Here is a 24,732-nt window from a genome sequence, read left to right on the forward strand (position 1 = left end):
TGATTTGTAAGCGAAAAAATATACTCGTATTTTCTATACAAACAGATATCTAATCTTGTTCATTCCAGATGTTCCACGATGCGAATGCCTGAAGCAGCAGCATTTCAAGCCCGTTTTTTACCTCGGCTCCGTGTTCTGATGCTTTTTTCATGAACAGGGTGATGTCGGGATTGTAAAGTAGGTCGTAACACAGATGCTTGGATGTCAACAGATTGTAGGGTATGTCGGGACACTCGTCGATGTGAGGATACATTCCCAGGGGAGTGGTGTTGACTATAATTTTGTGCTCATCCATGACTTCGGGGGTGAGGTCGGAATAGGTCAGTATTCCGGGGCGTGCCGTGCGTGAAACATAGGAAGGAGTGATGCCCATGTTCAGAAGCCCTTGATGAACAGCTTTGGCCGCTCCACCCGTGCCGAGAATCAGTGCTTTTTCACGCTCGGGGGTGAGCAACGGGCGAATTGAGTCGCAGAAGCCTATTATGTCGGAGTTGTAGCCCTTGAATTTAAGGTCGCCCTTTTTGCGGATGAACTTTATTACATTCACCGCACCTATCTTGGCCGCGTCGGCATCCATCTCGTCCATGTAGGGAAGCACAAGCTCCTTATAGGGTATAGTCACGTTAAGTCCGCAAAGATTGGGATGCTCGGCAACGACTTCCATAAGGTCGCCTATGTCGGGAATCTCAAAATTTATGTATCGTGCATTGATATTTTCCGATTCAAATTTCTGATTGAAATAGTTTTGGGAAAAAGAGTGGGTCAAGGGATAGCCTATGAGCCCGTACAGACGTTCATTCTTATCGGCCATGATTTATTCAAGTTTTTATTTTCAGATTGCAAAAATACACAAATGTGGATAAATATACATGGATTTTGGCAATAAAATGATGCTAATTTATTATATGCGCGAAAAAGGATATTTTTAGGGAAAATATAAAAATGCCATGGTTTTATTACTATTAAGTTAATTTGGAGCTACTGTAGCGACAAAATGATACTTTTTTTATAAAAAATCAGTGAAAAAATGTTTACGATAAAGAATTGTCATTACATTTGCAATAGTAAATGAAGTCATACATATAAAAACGAATTTAATTCAAACATTTCTTGTTAGTATGAGAAAATTAATATTGATGATGGTGTTGCTGCTTCTTATGGCAGGCAATGCAATGGCGCAAGTAACGCGCACATCAGGACAAGTGCTCTCGCAAGACGACGGCTTGCCCATAATCGGTGCCACCGTAAGGATACAGGGCTCTGATATTGCGACCGCTACCGATGCCGACGGTCGATTCTCTCTTAGCGGATTCAAAGCTTCGAGTAAGTACCTGGAGGTATCGTCTATAGGTTACGAAACGAAAGTTGTGGAGATTAAGCCCTAAGTGACTGTTCATCTTGCCGTGAAGTCGGAGATGATGGACGAGGTCATGGTGGTGGCTTTCGGTAAGCAGAAGCGTGAATCGTTTACCGGTTCGGCAAGCGTGCTTAGCGCCGATGCCATTTCAAAGCAGCAGGTGACAAACCCCATCGAGGCTTTGGACGGACTTGTTACCGGATTGCAGATGACGCAGACCAATTCATTCGGTTCCGATCCCTCGATACTTATTCGCGGTATCGGCTCTATAAACGCGTCAACCGCGCCGCTTATCGTGCTTGACGGACTTCCTTACAACGGTTATTGGAATGACATCAACCCCGCTGACATCCAGAACATAACGGTGTTGAAGGATGCCGCATCCAACGCACTTTACGGTGCCCGCGGTGCCAACGGTGTCATCCTCATTACCACCAAGAGCGCACAGCGTGGAGAAACAAGAGTCAACATCACGGCGAAGTGGGGTGTCAACACCGACGGTCGCATACAGTATGACTACATCGACAATCCCGGTGAATACTATGCCGCTCACTACACGGCATTGCGCAACTACCTTGTAAATGTAAAGAAGCAGAATCCCGGTCAGGCTCACATAAATGCCAACCGTTACATCGGTGAGTCGGCTTCGGAAGGTCACGGCGGTCTTGGCTATATGGTCTACAACGTACCTGCAGGCGAGTTCCTGATCGGTACAAACGGTCAGCTTAATCCCAATGCCGTTCTTGGTAACCGCGTAGCCTATCAGGGGCGGATTTACACGCTCTATCCCGACAATTGGCTTGAGAACGGTACACGTAACGGATTCCGTCAGGAGTACAACGTAAACATAACCGGCGGTAACGACCGTTACACCATACTTGGTAACTTCGGTTACCTTAAGGAGGACGGATTGACCTACGGAAATGATTTCGATCGTATATCGGCACGTATAAAGACCGACTACCAGGCCTATGACTTCTTGCGCATAGGAGGTAACGCAAGTTACAACCACACCGTGACCAACGTGCAGAGTGCGGCTTTCGGAACAACTTACACAGCCCCCATCTACCCTTTGTTCATCCGTGACGCCGACGGTAATATAATGAGTGACGCTCACGGTCTTAGCTACGATTACGGTAACGGTGTCAACGGCGGTCTTACCCGACCTGTCGACACCAATTACAACCCTGTCCAGAATGACTTGCTGTCGGTCAACAACAATAGCAGTAACGCATTCAGTATTCAGGGTTATGCCACAGCCGATTTCTTGAAATATTTCAAACTTACGGTAAACGGTAGTGTGTATGTGACCGAAAACCGTATGAATACGGCTTACGACCCGTGGTACGGTTACAATGCGCTCGTGAAAGGCGGCGTGTGGGTAGGACATTACCGCACAACCGATACCAACTATCAGCAGCTGCTTAACTTCAATCATGTCATAGGAATGCACAGCATCGACGTGTTGCTCGGACATGAGTATTCGATGCGGAGCCAGACATCGCTCTCGGCCGACAAAAAGAACGTAGCACTTTATGGTACAAACTATGAATTGTCGGGCGCCATCATTAACGGTGACATGGGCAGCGACATCAGCAAATACAATGTAGAGGGATTCTTCATGCGTGCCCAGTATGACTACGACAACCGTTACTTCGGTTCGGTTTCATTCCGTCGCGACGGTTCGTCACGCTTTGCTCCCGGTCATCGCTGGGGTAACTTCTGGTCGGTAGGCGGCGCATGGATCATGACCAAAGAGGAGTGGTTCCCCAAAAGCAACATGGTTAATATGTTGAAGTACAAGATATCTTACGGTGAGCAAGGTAACGATGGTATAGGTAACTACCGATATACCGACCGTTACAACATCACCAACTCCAATAATGAAGTGGCATTTGTGTTCAGCTCAAAAGGTAACCGTAACATCACATGGGAAACCGTTGGAAGTTTCAATACAGGAATTGAGTTTGAACTGTTCAACAGCCGTCTGCGCGGTACGGTTGACTATTACGACCGCAAGACACGCGACATGCTGATATGGTTCTCGGCTCCTACTTCAATCGGTTACAGCGGATACTACGACAACGTGGGTGACATGGTGAACCGAGGCGTTGAAATCGACCTTTCGGGCGATATAATCGCAACACGTGACTTCACTTGGACCGTGGGCCTCAACATGTCATGGCAGCATAACGAAGTTACCTACCTGCCCGAGGACAAGAAGGGATACAGCTGTGACGGATATAACGGTTACTCCGACTCCTATTACTTTGTGGGAGAGGGCCTGCCCATGTACACATGGCGAGTTAAGCGTTACGCCGGTGTGAACGACCAGGGCGAACCACTTTACTACCGCACAAATGCCAAAGGCGAGCTTGAAACAACCAATGTTTACTCCAACGGTGACTACTACCTGTGTGGCTCGGCTCTTCCCGACCTCTTTGGCGGATTCAATACTTCGATCAAGGCATTCGGTTTTGACCTCAGCGCACAGTTCAACTACTCAATCGGAGGCCGCAAATGGTATAGCGGTTATCAGTCGTTGATGACTCCCCCTTACGGACAGATAGTGGGACGTTCCTATCATCGTGACATTTACAATGCATGGACGCCCGAGAACCCCGACAGCAATATCCCTCGCTGGCAGTATGACGACATGACATTCGCCAATGCATCCGACCGATGGCTGATCGACGGAAGTTATCTCTCATTGCGCAACATTACGCTGGGCTACACTTTCCCGCGCAGCATAACATCCAAGCTTAAGATGCAGTCGCTTCGCATATATGCATCATGTGAGAATCTATATTACTGGACCAAGCGCAAGGGCTTTGACCCGCGTATGTCGTTGGTAGCAGGAAGCTATAGCGACGACTATTCGCCGATGCGTAACATATCAGGCGGTATATCAGTGCAATTCTAAGTAAAAAATAATACATCATACACAATGATAAATATGAAACGTTATTTAAAACTCATTATATCGGCCGGATTGCTCGGAGTATCGATGACAAGCTGTCTTGAGGAAACATTCCCCACCGACGGGGCAACGAGCGGACAGCTTGAAAGTGCCGACAAGAGCGCGTTCAATGCTGCAATAGCATCTTATATGAACACCATGTCGCTCTATGGTGACGGCGGCGATGCAAGTGATGCGGGTTTTTCGTCGTTCATTATATGGCGTGACGCAATGACTGCCGATTTTGCCATAGTGAACACCGGTTACGATTATTTCTCTTATTATAACCAGCAGCTGTATATTGGAAACGACGGAATATCGGCCACATTTTGGCAGCGTTATTATTATCTGATACAGAAGTGCAACAACCTGTTAAGCATATCGGATCTCGACCCCGACGGATTTGACGCCCTGTATGTGGGAAATGCACTTTCCTATCGAGCTATGGCTTATATGGACTTGGCGCGAATGTTTGAGTTCAAGCGCACAGGCGTTGCTTCGCTTGACGAAGAGGCTGCCAGTCGCGGCATATACGGATTGACAGTTCCTATCGTGACTGAAAATACTACCGAGCGTGAGAGCCGCGACAATCCCCGTGCGCCCTTCTATAAGATGTACCGATTCATAATGGACGACCTGAATCTTGCCGAGGCTTGTCTTGCCGATGTACATTCAGTTGCGGCAAAGAACGATGCATCGCTGGGTGTGGTATATGGCTTGAAGGCTCGCCTTTGGCTGGAAATGGGTTCGCGTTTTGAGCGTTATGCCGAAGACCTGAACACTCTTATAAGCCATGAGGCCGATGAGGATCTTGCCGATTTCGACAAGCTCGGCATCACTACCGCCAACGATTGCTTCGCTCACGCTGCCGAGTATGCCCGCAAGGCCATCAACGAAGGTTATTCGCCGTTGAGCGAAAGCCAGTGGTTTGACCCCAACAGCGGTTTCAATACACCCAACAACTCATGGCTCTGGGCCAACATAATATCGACCAACGACATCGCAGCAACATCGGGTGAATGGCAATCGTTTGTGTCATTCCAGTGTATCGAGGCCAACTGGGGTATCGCTGTTTATCTGGATGAGATAAACTATGCTCACGGATGGATGATAGATGCCCGCCTCTATAGCCGAATCGATGAAGGCGACTGGCGCAAGACCACTTGGATTGATCCCGAAGACGCAGGAGCAAGCAACGCTTTCACAACCAAGTATTCGCGCGGCACCAATCTCTCCTATGACGAGTGGCGCAACTATCAGGGATATGTCGGTATAAAATACCACCCGGCCAACGGCGAGCGCAACACAAGTACTCTCGGTAATGCGGTGAGCATTCCGTTGATGCGAATTGAGGAGATGTATCTTATCGAGGCCGAGGCTACCGCTCACACATCGGGAGTGGGTGCCGGCAAGCAGCTCCTTGAGTCGTTCATGAACACCTACCGCATGTCGGTCGGCGCAAGCTATACCTGCAAAGCCGGTGATATGGAGTCGTTTACCGATGAGCTCTTCAAGCAGAAGCGCGTTGAGTTCTGGGGTGAGGGTCTTGTATATTGGGATTATCGCCGTCTTGAGCTTCCTATCGAGCGCGGATATCCCGGTTCAAATCATGCTCACCAGTATTGGTTCAACTCTTATCCCAATCATGTGGCTCCATGGACCAACTTCTACATACCCGATCATGAGCGTGACCTCAACAAGGGTGTTATTCTGAATCCCGATCCCTCACAGGCAATTCCGTTGTGGGAAGGAGGCAATTAATTAATCAGCTTACTAAATAAATTATGAAATCGATATATAAATTTGCGATTGCGGTGCTGGCACTGCCCTTTGTGCTCATGTCATGCTCCGACGACGATGACTATGAGCCGGGACCTGCACCTGCCGAAAACTGCATGTCGGTCTATTTCCCGATGCAGGCATCGTATAATTATGAGTTTCTTGCCGATGATGATTGCATAGTTCCTGTCACGGTGAAACGTGCAGTGAGCGATGAGGCCGTCACTATTCCGTTGACGGTGACCTCCAGCGAAGATTCACAGGGCGCGTTTGTGATACCCTCTCAGGTGGAGTTTGCCGCCGGAGAGAAGGAAGCAGTGTTCTATGTCGATTGCAGCAAGCTGCCGGTAAGGGCCAAATGCTCGTTTACGGTTAAGCTTCCCGCCGAATATGTGAATCCCTATTCCGAGGGAACCGGCGACCTCACCATGTATGCTTCAATAATAGGCGCATGGGAGCTGTGGGCCGAGAACGTGCCTTTCACCTTCCAGGAGAAATACAACACCGTGTACTCCAACATATATGCCATGCGTGGTACCGGCAAGTTCAAGATTGAGAATTTCATCGGTTCGGGCATCGACCTTCCGTTTGTCGTAGAGGATCCTTCCAAGGAGTATGCCATCATTACTCCCACATCCAACTATGACGACTACTCCAACTATGTCGATCAGGATGATTTCAATTGCTGGTATTTTTACGACTCCGAGAATGCTTATTGGCCTTCATGGAGTCCTGACGGAGTTACGTTCCCGGGTATATCCTATGCTCTCGTGTATGGATATGATGATTCCTACGCTTATACTTATATGCGTCTAAGCAAAAACGAAGGACGATTCTATTTCTCGATGACCTACGATGACGGCACGTTTGGTTGGAACTATGTCGACTTCAGTTATGAGCCGTTGTTTGACCCGTTTGAATGACAAATAAAAATTTTTGAGAAATGAAAAATATCAAGATAATAGCTTTCGCTCTTTTCGGCTTGCTTTCATCGGGACTGGCTGCATGTAGCGATGACGATTACAAGGCGCCGCTTGAGGCGGCCAAGCCAGTTCATGACGGCGCGACCTACAATTCGCTGACATTTCATTGGGACAAGGTGCCGGGTGCGGTTCAATACGGCTATCAGCTGACAGGCCCCGGCGATGTCGAGGTTGTTACCGATGTCACAAATCTCACCGAAGTTTCAATAACCGGTCTTGAGCCTGCCACGACCTACAAGCTGAGCGTGTGGGCCTATGCATTCTTTGAAAGCGACAATACCACCTCGGTGGCTACTTTGGAGGCTACCACCGCTCCCATCATAAAGCTGTCAACTCCGGTGCTTACCGTTACTAATGAGGGTAGGGCGATAGTTGTGACATGGGATGCCGACGAGAATGCCAAGGAGTATGCCTACTCATGCATGATTGGAAATATACTGTATGACGAAGGTACGGTCACCTCTCCGTCAGTTACCTTCCGCAATCTGCCCAAGGGCGACTACTCGGTGAGCGTGACAGCAGTAACCGATGAAGGCGGTTATGAGTCGAGTGCTCCAGGCGTGGCGACATTTGCAGTTACACGTAGTGAACTTTGGCGTGTCAAAGGCACTTATGAGGCTGCATCGGGCAGCAGCTGGGATGCTACACTTGTAGCTTACGACGACAATTCCTACGTGTTGTTGGCGTGGTATGGGGTCGAAGGTTACAACCTTGAGTTTGCCATTGACGAGAACGATGCCGACGGCCCGATGATTCTCACCGGTGATTATAGCTATGACAGCAGTACGGGTTACTATTATGTGCCTGTAGATGACCAGAATGGTGTCTACGTATATCCTTGGAGCGGTTACAGTAACCTCTCGGGCGATGCTGTAGCCGGCGAGCTGACGCTGTCGGTTTATTCAAGTGATTATGGAACCGATGTATTTGTGTGGGGATTGTCTATTGATTCGCTTGTGGGTGAATACGACTATGTTACCGAAGGCAATGATATGTATCTAAGCAATCCTGATTCCGATTGGAATTCATTCAGTTATTCGGGTACGGTAAATGTTGAGAAGGTAGGCGACGATTCGCTGTCGTTTGACGGACTCTTCTGGTCGGGTTATCCCATTGTTGGGAAAGTAGATCTCGATAACCGCACTATAACATTTGAGCCGCAGTCTTGGGGAACCTACGTTTTTGCATCCGAGATTGATTCCAATCAGGCTGTAGTTGCTACAATAGGCGATGACATGAGTGTTACGATAGCAGGTTGGTCGGCATGGTATGATGGATATCCTTATATATATGACAGCCGTTCGGTCTACACCAAGCAATAATTTATCATAGTTATACAGTTTAAGGCAGCCCGGGCATCGGTTACGATGTCCGGGCTGTGTCGTATGTGGCGGGACTAATTGCAAATGTAAACAACAGTGCTCCGAGCTAATCACTTAGACCGGAGCACTCGCATTTTCCTAAAACCTTGAGGCTTGGTTGCAGTCGTCATGCAAGCCTCGATTAGACTATGACCTGTGCATCGACGCACAGAAAAGCGAATTAGTGGGAATAAAGTGATTGACGGTCATCATCGCTATCCCACGAGCGGCGATGCCTGAGTGATGAATGAGGCAGGTATTCTGACTTGCTCGGTGTGCCTGAAGCCTTCCCGGTGATTAACCAGTGGCGATGGGGTGGGGCAACCGTTTAAATGAGCTTACAGCAGCGGGACTGTTGAGGATTTTCACCTCATTCCCTTTTAATGTCGTCGGGCGGATGCCGTCGTGACAACCTCATTCGGTGCAAAATTATATAAAATTCATGAGATTCGGAAATTTTTGTGGAGGGCATGAAATAACAAAGACAGGCTCCCTCATCGGGAACATGTCTTCAACCAACTTAGAGATTATGTGAATATCTTAAAAAAGTGAATCACAGGCAATCCAAATATCCATAAACAGATAGAAAAGATAAAGGTTGTCTTATATATTCATTTTATTAACTGTGCAAAGATAGGAATTTGTCTTGAAAAATGTGTTATAAAACACATAAAAAGATTGTATAAATTTATAATTTAACATCTTTCTTATTTTTGACAAAGCGATAAAAGATGTATTGCAGCATTTCGTGCTGTATTGTTGAATGAAGTATCGCGTTGATTCCCAGATATATTATTGCCGCTGCTGCAAACTGGGCGCATAGCAGCGGAATGTTGCCGGTGATGACATTGCTTAGAGCGAGCATCACAATCGTGATCAGTGCGCCTTGCATCAGGTAAGGCACCAGGTCAACAATGAATCGTCCGGTGCCGCGGCCTGTAAGATTAGATACCATCTTCAGCGTTACAAACCATGTGATAACCGATGCGGCAAGCTGTCCCCACAACATTATGCGCAGTCCCTGAGTGGGGTCGTCGGGTGTTGAGAGCCCCATGTAGGGAAGGGTCGCCACAATTGCTATGATGGAGGCTATGTCCTTGACAAGTTCGGCCACGATGATTTTGGAAGAGCGTCCGAGGGCTACGATGTAGTTGTTGTAGAGCGAAGTCAGTATGGTGAATATGCCACGCAGCAGCAAAATCTGGAATAAGGCGATCGAGGCATCCCATTTTGTGCCGAACAGGAGGTGAAATATGGGTGTGGCCATTGCTATGAGCATGCACATCGCCGGGAATGTCACGTAGGCTGTGAAGCGGTTCATCTTGGCCGCGGCACGGCTGAATCGTTCCCTGTCGTCTTGAAATTGCGACAGTACCGGAAGAAACGAGGCTGTGACGACTTGCGAAAGCGATGCTGTGCCCATTACGCTCCACTTGTCGGCTTGGGTGTAGTAACCGAGCGCACGCATTCCGGTGAAGATGCCTATGATGATTGAGCATATTTTTTGCGACAACGTGTTGAGCAGCGAGCTGCCCATTACGCCTACGCCCACGCCGATTATGCACTTGATTGACTCGAAAGAGAAGGCGAGCGAGGGCAACCAGCGGCTTGTAATCCACAGAATAAGTGACTTTACAGTGGCGAGTGTGATCGTTTGCCACACCACCGCCCATGCTCCGAAGTCGTTAAGTGCGAGATATATGCCTACCACCGAACTTACGATAAGTCCGATGAAGTTGGATATGGCTATCATGCGCACTGTCATCTGCTTCATCAGCCTGTTGGTCTGCACGATGGCGGTTGCATTGATGATGAATGCGAGAAACATGACCCTTGACAGGTCGACAAGCCGCTCGTCGTTGAATGTCAGGGCAATCAGTGGAGCGGCAAGCCATAGGACCGCATAAATGAGTGTGGCTACGGTGATGTTGAACCAAAGCACCGAGCTGTAGTCGAGTTGTGACGGATTTTTGCGCTGAAGCAGTGCCGACGAGAATCCGCTGTCGACAAATATGTTGGCAAATGCCTGGAAAATGAGCACTGTGCCAACGAGTCCGAAGTCCTCCTGCGACAGCCTGTTGGCCAGCACCCAGCCTGTCACGGCATAGAGCACCTGTGATGAAACCTTGTCGATGAGGTTCCATTTTATGGTGCGTGCCGTGCGTAATTTCAGGCTTGGTTCTTCGGCCATCAGCGGGGTGACGGATTATTGGGCGTTATCGATGGGGATGACTTTCACGCCTATGGCCCGTGACTTTATCTTGGGCGAGCCTTTGTGATATACTTTGCCCGAGCTTGCGCCTACCACGTTGAGGGTCTTGAGGGGATTACATTCGATGTAGCCGGTACCGAGAAGCGAACATTTTATGTCGTCGGCATCAAGCTCGTCGGCTTGAATCGAACCGGTGCCTACGAGGCTCAATTTGGCACTTGCAGCCTTGCCGTAGAGCACGAGCACTCCGTTGCCGGTGTCGAGCGATCCGTCAAGGGTGTTGGTGTCGACTCCGCGCACCGACAGTGTGCCGTTGCCTATGAGGCGTGCCTTGAATGAGGGCGAGGGGGCTACCGAGAGCACTCTTACCAGTGAGTCACCGCTGTTTTCCACCTTGTTCAGGAAGCGTGAGTAGACAGTGATTTTGGGTAGGCCATGGTAGTCGATTCCGTCGGTGGAAATCTGAATCTCCAGCTTGTTCTTGTTGTTGGTGAACATGAGGAGCGATGCCATGTCGGGCGATGTCGTGAATACAGCCATGCCGGCTGAATCCTCGCTGCACTTGTAGTCGACCGTCAGGCCTTCGATAACCTTGAGTTCGCTGAAGTCTTTTACATCGATTTCGTAACGCTTCAACTCCTCGGCATTTACGGCGAGGATCGAGGCGGTGATTGCGATTAATGATAGTATCCGTTTAAGCATAGGTATATTTGTGATGAAAGTGAGTTGTCGCTTACTTTATATGAATGTTTTTGGTGCGTCCCGACAGTTTTGTCGTGGCAGGATTGCCGTGACATGTGATTTCGCCTGACAATTCTGTCTTTGCGGTAATTGATTCGCTTGCATGGCAAGTGATGTCGCCTGAACCTGAACAGTTTGCATTAACATCCTTGGCCTTTAACGGGCTGCATGAAATGTCGCCCGAGCCGTTTAGTGCGTAGTTTGCCGAAGAGGTGGTGCCCGACATTGTGAGGTCGCCCGAGCCGTTGACCGATGCATTTACGGTGTTGGCGGTTACCTGCTTAAGCTCGAGGTCGCCCGAACCGTTGACCGATGCGTTGATAGTTTCGCTTTTCAGGGTTGAAACTTCAATGTCGCCCGAACCGTTGACCGAAGCCTGAAGACTGTTTACAGTTATGTTTGCACCGTTGATGTCACCTGAACCGTTTACATTGAGATTCAACTCATTGATGTTCATTGAGGGCAGATTGATGTCACCCGAACCGTTGACTGATGCTGATAAGTTGGATGAGAGTGTCACCTTCTTGCACACCTTTATGTCGCCCGAGCCGTTTACAGCTACTCTCTTCAAGGGAGAGTTGGCAAATATGGTGATGCGGGATATGTTTTCCTTGGTCAATTTCACTCCTCGGTCGGTGGTACATTCAAGTGTGCCGTTCTTTACGATGAAGTGAATTTTGTCTTTTATCTCGGGAGCTATATGATAGACTATCATTCCGGCCGAGTCGGGCTTTTGACACAGCTTTATGTCAGCGGCACAATTAAGGGTTATCGATGAGAATGATTTGGCCTTGAGTGTGATGCGTTGTAGATTCGCTGCCGACAGTGTCATTGTTGCTGTAATGGCGAGCGCAAGAGCAATAAAATACTTTTTCATAATGTATTCGTCTTTTTGTTTAGGTATAATGTGTTGATGTATTGTTCATGAAAGCCGGTATGATATCGGCTTCGATGTGTTGCAGTATGCGGTCGAGTTCATCCCACGTGTCGGCACGTAACATGGCTATGCGGGTGTCGCGGAAGTGGGGTATTCCCTTGAACAGTGGCGATGCCGCAAGGTGACGCCTTATGTGCAGTATGCCTCGATGTTCATCGATATTGGCGATGCTCTCGGTGATTTGTCGTCGCAGAAGGCTGAATTTTTCGGCGGTCGACAGCTGGTTGTCGGTCGAGCCGTTGACGAGCAGTTGCTTGATGTCGTGGAACACCCATGGCGCACCTATGGAGGCGCGACCTACCATAACGCCGTCAACGCCATAACGCGTGAACGCTTCGAGGGCCTTTTGCGGAATAGTGATGTCGCCGTTGCCTATTACCGGGATGTGCAGTCGGGGATTCTCCTTTACGCGGGCTATCATCTCCCAGTCGGCTTCGCCGTTGTACATCTGTGCGCGTGTGCGTCCGTGTACGGTTAGAGCCTGTATTCCGCAGTCCTGAAGCTGCTCGGCAAGCTCGACGATTATGCGGCTGTCATGGTCCCATCCGAGGCGGGTTTTCACTGTCACGGGCAACTTAACGGCGTTGACTACGGCACGTGTTATCTCAAGCATCTTGGGAATGTCACGCAACATACCTGCTCCGGCACCTTTTCCGGCAACTTTCTTTACGGGGCATCCGAAGTTTATGTCAAGAATGTCGGGTGCGGCCTCCTCGACTATCTTGGCGGCCTCTACCATCGGTTCGGTTTCCCGACCGTAAATCTGTATTGCCGTGGGGCGTTCAGCCGGGTTTATGTGGAGCTTGCGTGTTGTAGCGCTTATGTTGCGTATGAGAGCATCGGCCGATACGAATTCGGTGTAGACCATGTCGGCTCCCTGTTCCTTACAGATGAGCCGAAACGAGTGGTCGGTGACATCCTCCATTGGAGCGAGCATCACCGGGCGTTCTCCTAAGTCGATTTGTCCGATTTTCATTTTCCCGATTACAATTTACTTTATTAGACGATTCTTTTGGGCGAATCGGTTTACGAAGATACTAAAAATTAGACAAATTTAAGAATTTATAGGATATAATGGTGAATTTACTGCCCAAATGTTAGAATCGAGCAGCGTGACGGCGTGAGCTTTTCGGCTGCAAGCCTTATATCCTCGGGCGTTATGCCCATTATGCGTTCAATTATTTCATCGGGATGCAGCGCGTGACGGTGAAATAGCGTTGAGCGTCCGGTGGCGAGGGCTACCTGCTCGGCGTTGGCTCCCGCAACGATGGTCTGTCCGAGATACTGCTTCTTTGCCGCATCGAGCGCGCGCATGCTCATTGTCGACTGGGCCAGCTCGTCGAGAGTCCTGAAGATGAGTCGCCGACATGGCTTTACATGGTTTTCATCGCATCCGAAGTAGACGGTGAAGAGCCCGCAATCGGTGAATGACGATATGTAAGAGTCTACTGAATATACGTAGCCGTGACGCTCACGCAGCAACACATTAAGGCGAGAGTTCATGCATGGGCCTCCTATTATATTGTTCAGGAGCGCATAGGTGTGGTTGCTTCGGCTGTATATTCCCGGAATTCGAGCGCCTATCACGGTGTGTGACTGGTGTGTGCCGAGCTTCTTCCTAATGTCGAAGGGCGTTACTTCGCGAGGCGTTTCGTCATGAAGTTCCTTGACGGAATGGTTGAGGAATCCGAGATGACGCTCGACAGTTGACATGACGCGTGAAGGAGCGGTGGGACCGGTGTAGAAAAATACCATGTTGCCGGGCGTGTAGTGGGTCGACAGGAAGTCACGGCAACTCTCGGGCGTGAAGGTTTCTATGGTTTCGGCAGTACCGAGAATGTTGTGTCCGAGTGATGACCCTGCGAATATGAGGTCGTTGAAGTCGTCGAATATTGCATCGGAAGGTGAGTCGAGGTACGAGTCTATCTCGTCGAGCACAACTTCCCGCTCTCGGTCGATTTCGTTTTCGGGGAATCGGGAGTAACCTATAAGGTCGGCCATCAGCTCGACGGCTCTTGTGAGGTTGCCCTTGGGGAAGCATGAATAGAGCATCGTTACCTCCTCTGATGTATATGCGTTGATTTCACCGCCCACCGATTCCATACGATTTACTATGTGCCATGAGCGGCGGCGGTCGGTGCCTTTGAATATGGTGTGCTCGACGAAGTGTGCAAGGCCGTAGTCGGCCGATGATTCGTTGCGACTTCCTGCCTTTATGGCCACGCCGCAATGCTCCACATCGGCAGCCGACGCACGATGCACAATGCGCAGTCCGTTAGCAAGGGTATGGTAGGTGAATATGTCGTTGCTATTGTTTGTCATTGTGTTTTAATTAAACGGGTAATTTTATTGCAAAAAAAAATTACTCGTCATCACGACGAATAATCTTTTTACCTTAAATCTAATACCATGAAAAACTGATGCAAAGGTAATGCTTAATTTTTAAACACAAAAAATATTAGAAATAAATTAGTGTACTATTAACACTAATTAACCTAAAATGCCCGTTGTCGGGCATTTTAGGGATTCATAATACTTAAAACGATATTTATATTGAGTATTTTCACTTAAAATTAGTGATTATTGGGGCATGACTTCTATCATGCTTCCCGACGAGTGGGCCGACAATGCCGGAGCATATTGGCTTTGCAGTGTGGCGATACCCGATGAGTAGGTGCCCGAGTTGTTGACATAGAGCTCGTAGCTCAATCGGTACACACCCTTGGGAAGATGAGTGACAAACATGTTGGTCGATGCGTCACGGTTCTCGCGATAGAAGCATATTCCTTCGCTGAACAACGGCTTTGGAAGTTGCTCGACAGGCTCGAAGCATGCGCCGCGGTCGTCGGTTATTGCCACGTAGTCCATGTCACGTTTTACTGTTATGGTGAGGTTGACCTGAACTATGTCGCCGGTCTTCAGTGAGTCGGCATTCTGCCATGTCACGCCATTCTCGGTGGTGACGCGGCGATAGAGAGCCTTGTCAATGGAAACCTCGGGGCATGACGCGGCTTTTATTTCCGACATCTCGCTGCGGTACTGGCAGTATACGGCTCCCCATGAAGGTGTCTTACCTGACTTTTCGACATAGAGTGTCGCGCCTGAGGGTGACATCGAGGATATGTTTTCACGGAAATAACCGAGCAGTCGGTCGGTCTTGCCCGCGTTGACTTCGCGGTTGTTGACCGTTACGGTTGCCTTTGCAGCGGGGGTTGTCCACTTGCTGCCGGTGAGCAATATCGATGCTATAGCCTGAGAGGTCGTGACCGATGTGCCCCAATCCTTAGCCTCTTTCTGTAGAATGAGCCATTGTCGTATCTTGTCGACATCGGGACTTTGGGGATATATGGCTGCGAATGCGTCGAGCACTATTGATGTAGCACCAATCTTGCCCATCGACCATGTTGTCATGTCATCGAGCGACGGCCACCACATGCCCTGAGAGGGATTTGACACTGAATACTCGTTGAGCGATGCTAAAACGGAGGTGGCAAGTGTGCGGTAGCCGTGATTCTTGAGGGTTATCGCGTTCATTGCCTTTACGGGAATCGAGCGTTTCTTCCACTCCTTAACTATGCGCTGCACTTCGCGTGATGTGAGCGAAGAGAGTGTTGTCGATTTCTTTATATCGGGATAGAAGTCACGCAGGTACACGTAGTAATAGTAGTCGCCGTCGGGGTACTTGGCGTATTCCTCCTGGGTGACACGGTCGATGTATTTAACTGCATTGTCGAGCATTGAACGCAGGCGATTATTGTCGGGCAGGAATCCGAGCTGCTTGAGGTGTCCCATGGTGAGCAGCACGTTCTCGGTTATCCACTGTGAAGGCTCGTCGATGTTGTCAATCCATGTCCAACCGCCGTTACGCACGAGCTTAGACAGTCGGTCGATGTTGCGCGAGTAGGTGTCGTTGATTACTTTTCGGTCAAAGAGGAGCGAAAGGCGAGTCATGCGCTCGGTGTCGCTCTTGGCATCCATAACCCAGGGGGTGGAGTTGAGCAGCACCGTCTTCAGGTCGGCGTTACGTTCAAGCATCGACACGAGCGTTGAGTCGCTGCGGTCGCTTGAATTCCACTCTTTCAATGCTTCGGCAATCTCGGGGCATGTGCGCAGGATTCCGTCGGCTACGGCGGCCGAGAATATAGCTGCCGAGGCGGCCAATGCACTCTCAGAGTCATCGTTACGCAATCCGGGAAGCGCTGTTGCTACATACCACACGGGGTTTTCGCAGAATTGCAGCGTGACGCGGGCATCGGAGGGCATTTCGGGAAGCTGCATGGTAAATGTCGTCGAATCGGGCGAAATGTAGAACGGCTTGGTTTCGATGACGGGTGTGACGGAGGAAAGCACGGGAATAACCGACTGCTCTCCATCGGTGAATCGGCCGTTACCTGCCTTTATGCGATATCCAATCATGTTGGAGTCCCATCCTGCATCGACCGTCACGTTGACCACTTTCGCTTCGCCTGGAGCCATGTCGTCGGAGAAGTCGTTACGTGATATTACGGCACCTGTAGCTGGGTCGAATATCTCCACTACGGTGGTTATCGCAGTCGAGTCGTCGGAGTTATTCATCACCGATGCGCTGATCAAAGCCTTGTCGCCTGTGCGCAGGAAGCGCGGCAGGTTGGGCTGCACCATAACGGGCTTGTTGGATATGATTTCGCGTGACATGGTTGAGGTGAGCATGTCGTCGGTGAAAGCGAGTGCGCAAAGTTTCCATGTGGTGTTGGCGTTGGGGGCGGTGAATGAGAATGTCATATTGCCCTTGTCGTCGGTTGTCAGCATGGGGCGGAAGAATGCAAGCGGCATTTCGGCATCACGGTATTCATTATTGTCACGTGACGCGTCATTGTCAGGGGCTTCGCTCTCGGCATCGGCGGCTTCCTCAACCGCTTCGTCCTCAACGATGGCCAAGTCGGCGGCTCCTGCTCCCGTGTCGGCGGTCGCGGCCATTTTACTTGTTCCTCGTATCATTCTCGGGGCTGCTGATTTTTCCTCACCCATCTCTTCCTCGGTGTTTAGACTGAAATACACGTTGCTGCGAGTGAACGCGTAATTAGGGTGTAGGAACGACCGACCCCATGTTTGCAGGTCAGGCAGAGATATCGGTTCATATTTCAACCACTCGAATGGTATCTCCACACCGGACATGAACTTGCCGAGAGGCGAGTATACCGATATATTGTAGCTGTTGACATGGCCGAATCTCGGATATATTCTGAAATTGTGCATCGACAGCCGGTCGAGGGCCTTGGCATACATATCGAGCAGGATAGCGCTCTTGGTGCCCTTGCCGTTGTTATCGGTCACGTAGAATGTCCATTTTTCGTTGTCGCCCGGCGCGATTTTGTCACGGAAGCTTTCGATGGCTATATTGATTCGGTCGACTGTGCCGCTTGCTGTTGCTGTAACCTCGAAGTCGCTGACTTTATAATCGTTTACTCCGGTGAATTTCACTTTTATGCGGTCGGCGTCGGCCGGTATGTCGTAGTCGAAGTGGTGCATTCCTGCCGCAGCTTCTATCCAACCTTGCTTCAGCAGGGCTTTGTCGGTGTAGACTGCATAATGTATCCATGTAGAGTCGGCCGATGTGCCGTAGAGTATCGAGGCATGTCGACGGTCGGCGGTGTAAGTGGTCACAGGCAGCCATATAGGCATGTCGGTCACGGGTGGCTTGGCATCGGTGACGCGGTAGAGATTCACGTTGTCGACAGTGAAAGTGTCGGCGAGTGACTTGTCGGCGGTGGCAAACACCATGGAGTAGCTGCCGCTTGCCACATCGTTGAAATCGACTGTGGCCACAGGAGGTGTCATGGTGCCTTCCTTGACTACGTGACGGTCGCTCTTGTCAATGAGTTGATAGGTTATGGTGGAGTCAACCGCTTCACCGAGCAGATTGGTGAGCGAAACGTTCATGCGATAAGGCTTTGACGCGTCGATGTCGGCGGGAAGTGACGCATTTATCACACACGACGCTCCTTGCGAGAATGAGCGTGATGCCTGCTGATTCTCGCCTGTGGGCGATGTCGCTGTTAGCGATGCAGAGAATATGCCGCCGGGTATCGGTGACTGTTTAAGTAGCTCGGCCGGGAATTCGATGCTGAAGCAACCTTCGGAATCGGTTGTCACCTCGGTGGAGTAGAACGAAACACCGTTGCCTGCGCTTCTCCACCACCATATACGCGGATTTGCGCTTAGATCAACTGCTATGCGGCAGTCGGCAAGAGGGAATCCGGAGTAGGTCACGGTTTTGCCTTTCAGCGTCACGGCACCTTTGGCGGGCTTGTCAGTGAGCAGTTCGGTAAATTCTATTTCATAGGTGGGGAGCTTGTAGTCCGACACGGTGAATGATGTAGTGCCGTAGCTGTTCCAGCGGTCAGGCTTCAGTGGATCCTTTTTGCGGAACTCAATCGAGAAGTTTCCGGTAAGTCCGTCGGAGGGGAGCTTGAACGAACCCGCAATGCGGCCGTATTCATCGGTCGTGGCGACGTCAGTGTCACACGGTTCATAGTTGGCGTCACGCAACACTACCGAGATTTTGTTGCCGGGCACAACCCGTGCTTCAGCTCCGAGATAGCTTTGCAGGATGCCGACCCACTGCACTGTGTCACCGGGATGATAGATGGCAAGGTCGGTCAATCCATGCATGGCAAATTGCTTATTTTCGTTGCCCGACGGAATGTAGCCGAGGTATTTGCTCATAGAATAGCGGTCGGTGCCTTTCGATGCTGATGCGTTGAAAGCCTTGGATTCCTTTATCAATGCAGTTCCGTCCTTGTCGGTCTCGTAGTTGCGCACTGTGTTGCCGTTGCGGTTAAGGGTTACGGTGAGAGTGGCATTGTCGACCGGACGGCCTGTCTTAGGATTGATTACGATTCCCCATCGCGAAGAGCCGTAATTGGCGCTCTCGACCAATAGGCCGGTGCAGTGTATTATGCTGTAGTAACCAAGATCGGCATCGCGTTTTTGTCCGGTAATGGAGGGCACAACGATGTAACATCCGGGTTGGGTGAGCACAACTTTCTCAGTCGAACTTGATGAAAAAGGCACCTGCTTGTCGGTCACCTTGCGTGATATGGTGTAGAGCGGGGCCGGAAGGTTGGTAGACGGTGTTATTTTGAACGACTCACCGTTGTTTCTGTTGTACGGTATTCTATACACGTTTATCGTGTAGTCGACAGTATTGTTGTTCTTTATGTCAATGGTAAGAGTGTCGCCAGGTGACAGAATCTGGCTGTAACGTGCATTTATGCGCGGTTGACTTAGCGACTTGACGATGTTGTGCAACGCATTGTTGCGGAAATATTCGGGATAGCGTTTTAGCTGATTGTTGACTAATGAATAGTATTCGGCAATGCTCACGGGCATCTCCTCCTTATTGTAGTTGTCCAAATCAATAAGGTAGAAGAGCGATATGAGAGGCTCTGCAGCATATTCGCTTTGGCTGAATCGGTTGTAGAGGTCGAGCATAAGCTTGGCTTCGTTGTCGCGGACGGCATTGTAGCTCGACATGTCGCGATAGACATGCTGTGAGATGAATTTGATGCGCTCGATGTCCCACATTATGAATGGTGCAGCATTGCCGGCATGAGCATCCAACAGTTGTCGGTACAGCTTGAGGATGCGTTGTGCTGCAGGCGACTGATAGTTGAAATTCATCTTTGAGTAGACTGTGAACGGCGACAACATGTCGATGGCGAATATCGGTTGCTGTTCGCCCATGTTCGACAGTATCGCTATGGCTTTTCCTGCTATGAAGTCAAATAGTGTGGGGTAGAAAGTATAATCGTTGTTTCCGGCCTTAAGCAGTTCCTTGAAGTCGATGAGTCTTGCTTCATGGAGTGGTTTTGGATTGGCAAGCGCCGAGTCGAGCAGCGACATTATGCGGGCTCTGAACTGTCGGCCGCTCCACAGCAGGTAGTCATCGGGCAGGGGAGTGTCGGGGATTTCGCGACGGTCATATTTCCATCGGTCATATTGATAAATGTCGTTGTAAATCCTTGCCTTAAGCAGCGTAAGCATTGCCTTGATGCACGGGTCGGTTTCCTTTGACTCCACGGTGGATATGCGTTGCAGGACTTCAGGCAGGCTGTCGTTGTCGACGGCGCATTGTGCAAGTCCGTAGTTGACCAATGCTCTCACGGCAAGTTTGCCGTCGCCGTCGGCTACAGCCTTTTCGAGCATTTCCGAAGCTTGTGACGATACCTGTTTGGGGAATGCGAAGTCAGGTTCGGAATATTGTTTCTGGGAAGCGTTGATTGACATTGAGAATAGAGCTATTAGGATGTATAGAAACTGTTGTTTCATAGCACTTGAAATTTTATAAGTTAATAAAATGTGACAGATACTCTCCCCGAGAGGAAAGTATCTGTCACAGTATCAGGGAGAAAAATAATAACTTTACAGTTTACTTATGTTTGCCCGCTCTCATGCGCGAATGTTGCATCATGAGCTCGTTGGTGAATTTCCGTTCGGCTATCTTGAGCATGAACATCTGCTTGGGAGTCAGCGCTTTCTTGAATTTCGGATAATACTTCATTTCTATATCGGCTTCCTTCCCCTTGATTTCAAACATTGCTTCGGATGCTTTTTCGTATTCAAGGTCCGATATTTCGCCTTTTGTGTTTCTTACCCGGTGTTCAATGTCGCGTGTCTGCTTTTGCAGTTGATATACACTGCTTTCCATCTCATCGTAGAGGGGGAAGAAACTCTCCTGTTGCTCCTTGGTGAGCTTCAGCTCCTTTGTTAGGAAGTCGTGCTTGTATTGACGCAGTTCCTTGAACCACTCCTTACGCTCGACAGGACGCTGGCGTCTTTCGCCGGGCTGCTGGGCGTAGCTTGAAAACGATACAAAAAGCGCTAATATTAATGAGATCAGCGTTAGACGTTTCATATAACTCGATTATTGGTTTTATTTTAAGTTCTCGAGGGTTACACCTTCGTTGTACATCTCTTCCATGAGGTCATACTCGTCGACATTATCGATGCTGTAGTAGTCGTAGAAGTGATCACTGCTTAGAACGCTTGCCATTACAGGATTGTTTTCAATCGACATATCTGCGGTGCGGCTGCCTATGTCGTTAAACACCTTCATCATGCACCATATTCCGGCAAACATGGCTGCAAGATATACATAGGGACGGCAACGCTGCCACCAAGTGCGTGGCAGAATCTTCTTGTCGGTTGATTCAAACTCTTTTTCAGGCAGCTGCTGCATCATTTGCCGAGCAAAGTTGGCAAAATAGTCATCAGGGACGGTCATTCCCGACCGCCTGTCGACTTGCTTGAGTATGTCATTGTCCGGTTTCATACCTGAGTTCTTTTAAGTTATTTTAATGGTTAGACTTAGGCTGTGTCAATAGGTTTAATCATTATCGGCAAAATATTGCTCAATTTTTTTTGCAGCGAGATGATAGGATGCTTTCAGGGCACCTACCGAGGTACCTAAAATCTCCGACATCTGCTCATATTTCATTTCATCGTAGTAGCGCATATTGAACACCAGCCTTTGCTTTTCGGGCAGTGAGGCGATTGCCTTGCGCAGTTTCAGCGCGAGCTGGTCGCCGTCGATGTAGGTGTCGGCTTCTATGAGGTTGACAAGGTGCGACTCCTCGTCGTCGATTGAAATGTTCATCCGTTTACGCTCCTTGGCAAGGAATGTTATGCTCTCGTTGATTGCAATCTTGTAGAGCCATGTCGACAACTTGGCTTCGCCCCTGAAGTTTTCGATTGAACTCCATGCTTTCATGAATGTGTTCTGCAGCAAATCATTGGCATCGTCATGGTCCTCGACCATGCGTCGAATCTGCCAATACAGCGGTTCACTGTACCGGGCAATCACCTTGCCGAAAGCGGTTCGGCAAGTAGAGCTGTCGCGAAGACGCTTCACGAGTTCAGGATCATCGATTGGTGTATCTTTGCTCATTCGGGGAAGAGTAATTGCTTATTGAGTGTCAAAAGTACATAAACTTTTTATAACTTCAACCCCCGATAAGCTTAAATTGTTATAAAAAGAAAAATTTTATGGATACGGTATTGACCACGCAAAATATTTTGACGGCCTTGCTGCTCACTCTCGTGGCCGGACTTTCGACCGGTATAGGCAGCCTCATGGCATTTTTCACAAAGACCTCCAACACCAAATTCCTGTCGGGCGCATTGGGCCTTTCGGCGGGTGTGATGGTCTATGTTTCATTCATGGAGCTGATGCCCGAGTCGCTTGAGGCCATGACCGATGTCTACGGCGACAAGCCCGGCACAATCTACATGCTGCTGTCGTTTTTCGGGGGCATGGGACTTATAGCGTTGATTGACTTCCTGATTCCCGAGGATGAGAACCCTCACGAGCTTCATAATGTAAACACCGGCGGCAACCGGTTGAAACGCACTGGTATAATGCTTGCGCTCGCGATAGGAGTGCACAATTTCCCCGAAGGAATCGCCACATTCGTGTCGGGACTTGAGGGGCTCGACATCGCGCTGCCCATCGTCATAGCTATAGCCATCCATAATATCCCCGAGGGAATTGCCGTGTCGGTGCCTATATATCACGCTACGGGGAGCCGTCGCAAGGCTTTGCTCTACTCGTTTCTCTCGGGACTTGCCGAGCCTGTAGGTGCTGTTTTCGCGTTGATATTCCTGATGCCTATATGGACTCCGCTTGTCAACTCGGTGTGCCTTGCCGCCGTGTCGGGCATCATGGTGTTTATCGCCTTTGACGAGCTGCTGCCCAGTGCCGAGGAGTATGGACACCATCATTATGCCATATCGGGTGTGATACTGGGCATGCTCGTAATGGGGTTCGGACTATTGCTGTTTTGAACCCGAGCCTGAGGCGGGTTGTGACGGAGCCGACGGCTGTGACTGCAGTTTCGGTTCCACCGGCCAATTCTCGGGGCCGACGGGCGATGATGCGTCCCTGTTGAAGAAGGGGTAGGGCATTCCGAACACTCTCTCGACTTTTCCGCCGGGGCTGAGGAAGCCGTCGATGACGGTGTCGCGGCCCGAAGGCTGCTCGAAGCAGTAGAGTCTGAATCGTGACAGCATGGCTGCGAGGTGCTCGAATATGGTGTCCTGCATGGCTTCGTAGGGCAACCATGCCGAAGTGCTTGTGAAACAGTAGATCTGGAACGGGATGCCGCCTCCTGTCTGCTGAAGTGTCGACACGAAGCAGGTGCTGTTGCTATCGACAAACTTGTTGTTGTCGAGCCACATTTTCATGTAGGCGCGGAACAAGCCGAGGTTGGTGTCGATTGTTCCGTCGGGAAGTCCCTCGGAGTTGTTCACATCCTCCACCTTTCCGGCAGCCTTCTGGGCGAGTTTGCGCGTTATGAAGTCGTCCATGAAGGGTATCTTGCGGAATTCGTCGAGCATTTCGGGAGTCAGCGGCAGCACGCTGTCGGCGTCGATCATGTAGGACCGCTGTATGCGTCGTGTGTTGCTCACCTGCATGCTGCGGTAGTTGGTGAAGCTTCCGCTGATGAGGCTGTAGGGCGGCAGCATGGTCGTGGTCTTGTCCCAGTTTTCCACCTTTACCGAGGTCAGCGTCACTTCGGTCACGGTTCCGTTGGCGTCGGTGCCGTTTACTTTTATCCAGTCGCCCACATGAAGGCTGTCGTTTTCCGAAAGCTGCACGCCGGCCACAAGACCGAGTATGCTGTCCTTGAAAATCAACATCAGCACGGCTGCAAATGCGCCGAGGCCGGCAAGCAGTGAGGCGGGCGACTTGTCGACGAGCACGGCCACCGCTATAATTACAGCCACTATGCAGATGATTCCGCGCACGAGCTGTACGAGACCTCGCAATGGCAGATGCCTTTTGTTGCGACTCGCATTGAAGTGTGCCCATATCGCACCCACAAGTGCCGACAAGGCTATCGCCGTTACGTATATTACATATAATAATGTAAGTTTTGTGAGTAAGTTGGCGAGTGTGGAGCGTGTGTATACAAGAGTGAACTGAATCAGAATCAAAAATACTATCGCCGGAATCATGCGACAAAGCTTCAGGAAGAAGTTCTCCTGTCGCAGATATTTATAGAGATCGCTTTGAGTGTGGTTCCCGAAATGCCTTACTGCTCCTATTATTATCCATTTTGCGATGTAGCCTACGATAAAGGCGATTGCAAACACGACAATGGCATAGGCCCATGTTACGGCTGAAGTGCTGTGTTGAAGTCCCAGGGGGCTGAGAATCCAGTCGGATATTTTCATTGCCAGTGATGCAATGAAGTGGCTTCCATTGGTGTCGATGTTCAGTGCATTGAGAGTGCTCTCCGATATGCTTTGCGTGGTCGATGGCTCGGTGTTGGCTAAAAGATACGACATTATGTAATTTTTGGGTTAAAATGTGTTGATATTGTTTATCTAATAGACAATCGACAAGTGGAAATTGTTCTAT

At 49.7% G+C, this 24,732-nt stretch carries 17 protein-coding genes and 1 riboswitch; of the genes, 6 read left to right on the top strand and 11 right to left on the bottom strand.

The features are described from left to right. Nucleotides 1-49: 49 nt before the first annotated feature. Nucleotides 50-811 carry a shikimate dehydrogenase family protein gene (locus E7746_RS01715; protein ID WP_136409649.1) on the bottom strand — a complete coding sequence of 254 codons (762 nt, stop codon included), beginning with the start codon at nucleotides 809-811 and terminating at the stop codon, nucleotides 50-52. Between the two features lie 307 nt (nucleotides 812-1,118). On the opposite strand from E7746_RS01715, the gene E7746_RS15195 reads away from it, so the two are divergent. Genes E7746_RS15195 through E7746_RS01735 form a run of 5 tightly spaced genes read left to right on the top strand, consistent with a single transcriptional unit; the run spans nucleotide 1,119 to nucleotide 8,400 of the window. Next, nucleotides 1,119-1,385 carry a carboxypeptidase-like regulatory domain-containing protein gene (locus E7746_RS15195; protein WP_238337293.1) on the top strand — a complete coding sequence of 89 codons (267 nt, stop codon included), beginning with the start codon at nucleotides 1,119-1,121 and terminating at the stop codon, nucleotides 1,383-1,385. Next, nucleotides 1,386-4,280: a SusC/RagA family TonB-linked outer membrane protein gene (locus E7746_RS01720; RefSeq protein WP_238337294.1), complete on the top strand. Its 2,895-nt coding sequence runs from the start codon at nucleotides 1,386-1,388 to the stop codon at nucleotides 4,278-4,280. Nucleotides 4,281-4,313: 33 nt separating this feature from the next. After that, nucleotides 4,314-6,077, top strand: a complete 1,764-nt coding sequence (locus tag E7746_RS01725) for a RagB/SusD family nutrient uptake outer membrane protein (protein ID WP_168184276.1) — start codon at nucleotides 4,314-4,316, stop codon at nucleotides 6,075-6,077. A gap of 23 nt (nucleotides 6,078-6,100) precedes the next feature. Continuing rightward, nucleotides 6,101-7,018 (top strand): hypothetical protein, encoded by a 918-nt coding sequence (locus tag E7746_RS01730; protein ID WP_136409651.1) that lies wholly within the window; start codon nucleotides 6,101-6,103, stop codon nucleotides 7,016-7,018. Nucleotides 7,019-7,038: 20 nt separating this feature from the next. After that, nucleotides 7,039-8,400: a fibronectin type III domain-containing protein gene (locus E7746_RS01735; RefSeq protein WP_136409652.1), complete on the top strand. Its 1,362-nt coding sequence runs from the start codon at nucleotides 7,039-7,041 to the stop codon at nucleotides 8,398-8,400. Nucleotides 8,401-8,673: 273 nt separating this feature from the next. Further along, nucleotides 8,674-8,871, bottom strand: a riboswitch (cobalamin riboswitch). A gap of 256 nt (nucleotides 8,872-9,127) precedes the next feature. Here the strand turns inward: E7746_RS01735 and E7746_RS01740 are convergent. The 9 genes from E7746_RS01740 to E7746_RS01780 all read right to left on the bottom strand — a co-directional run bounded on the left by E7746_RS01740 (nucleotide 9,128) and on the right by E7746_RS01780 (nucleotide 22,257). After that, nucleotides 9,128-10,630, bottom strand: a complete 1,503-nt coding sequence (locus tag E7746_RS01740) for a lipopolysaccharide biosynthesis protein (protein WP_136409653.1) — start codon at nucleotides 10,628-10,630, stop codon at nucleotides 9,128-9,130. Between the two features lie 15 nt (nucleotides 10,631-10,645). Further along, nucleotides 10,646-11,353: a GIN domain-containing protein gene (locus tag E7746_RS01745; protein ID WP_136409654.1), complete on the bottom strand. Its 708-nt coding sequence runs from the start codon at nucleotides 11,351-11,353 to the stop codon at nucleotides 10,646-10,648. 31 nt (nucleotides 11,354-11,384) lie between these two features. Beyond that, on the bottom strand, nucleotides 11,385-12,269 hold the full coding sequence (locus E7746_RS01750) for a GIN domain-containing protein (RefSeq protein ID WP_136409655.1): 885 nt from the start codon (nucleotides 12,267-12,269) through the stop codon (nucleotides 11,385-11,387). 19 nt (nucleotides 12,270-12,288) lie between these two features. Continuing rightward, nucleotides 12,289-13,305, bottom strand: a complete 1,017-nt coding sequence (gene dusB / locus E7746_RS01755; protein WP_136409656.1) for a tRNA dihydrouridine synthase DusB — start codon at nucleotides 13,303-13,305, stop codon at nucleotides 12,289-12,291. A 107-nt stretch (nucleotides 13,306-13,412) separates the two neighbouring features. Further along, nucleotides 13,413-14,651, bottom strand: coding sequence for a M16 family metallopeptidase (locus E7746_RS01760; RefSeq protein WP_123395334.1), 1,239 nt, complete (start codon nucleotides 14,649-14,651; stop codon nucleotides 13,413-13,415). A 258-nt stretch (nucleotides 14,652-14,909) separates the two neighbouring features. Further along, nucleotides 14,910-20,639 (bottom strand): alpha-2-macroglobulin family protein, encoded by a 5,730-nt coding sequence (locus tag E7746_RS01765; RefSeq protein WP_136409657.1) that lies wholly within the window; start codon nucleotides 20,637-20,639, stop codon nucleotides 14,910-14,912. Between the two features lie 100 nt (nucleotides 20,640-20,739). After that, on the bottom strand, nucleotides 20,740-21,225 hold the full coding sequence (locus E7746_RS01770; protein ID WP_123395336.1) for a hypothetical protein: 486 nt from the start codon (nucleotides 21,223-21,225) through the stop codon (nucleotides 20,740-20,742). A gap of 18 nt (nucleotides 21,226-21,243) precedes the next feature. Further along, entirely contained in the window at nucleotides 21,244-21,642 is a 399-nt protein-coding gene (locus tag E7746_RS01775) for a hypothetical protein (protein WP_123395337.1), read from the bottom strand. 54 nt (nucleotides 21,643-21,696) lie between these two features. Continuing rightward, nucleotides 21,697-22,257, bottom strand: a complete 561-nt coding sequence (locus tag E7746_RS01780; RefSeq protein ID WP_136409658.1) for an RNA polymerase sigma factor — start codon at nucleotides 22,255-22,257, stop codon at nucleotides 21,697-21,699. Between the two features lie 98 nt (nucleotides 22,258-22,355). On the opposite strand from E7746_RS01780, the gene zupT reads away from it, so the two are divergent. Further along, nucleotides 22,356-23,153, top strand: coding sequence for a zinc transporter ZupT (zupT, locus tag E7746_RS01785; RefSeq protein WP_136409659.1), 798 nt, complete (start codon nucleotides 22,356-22,358; stop codon nucleotides 23,151-23,153). Here the strand turns inward: zupT and E7746_RS01790 are convergent. After that, nucleotides 23,139-24,659: a mechanosensitive ion channel family protein gene (locus E7746_RS01790; protein WP_136409660.1), complete on the bottom strand. Its 1,521-nt coding sequence runs from the start codon at nucleotides 24,657-24,659 to the stop codon at nucleotides 23,139-23,141. The genes zupT and E7746_RS01790 overlap by 15 nt on opposite strands. Nucleotides 24,660-24,732 lie beyond the last annotated feature (73 nt).

The sequence above is a fragment of the Muribaculum gordoncarteri genome, from assembly GCF_004803695.1.
Taxonomy (GTDB): domain Bacteria; phylum Bacteroidota; class Bacteroidia; order Bacteroidales; family Muribaculaceae; genus Muribaculum; species Muribaculum gordoncarteri.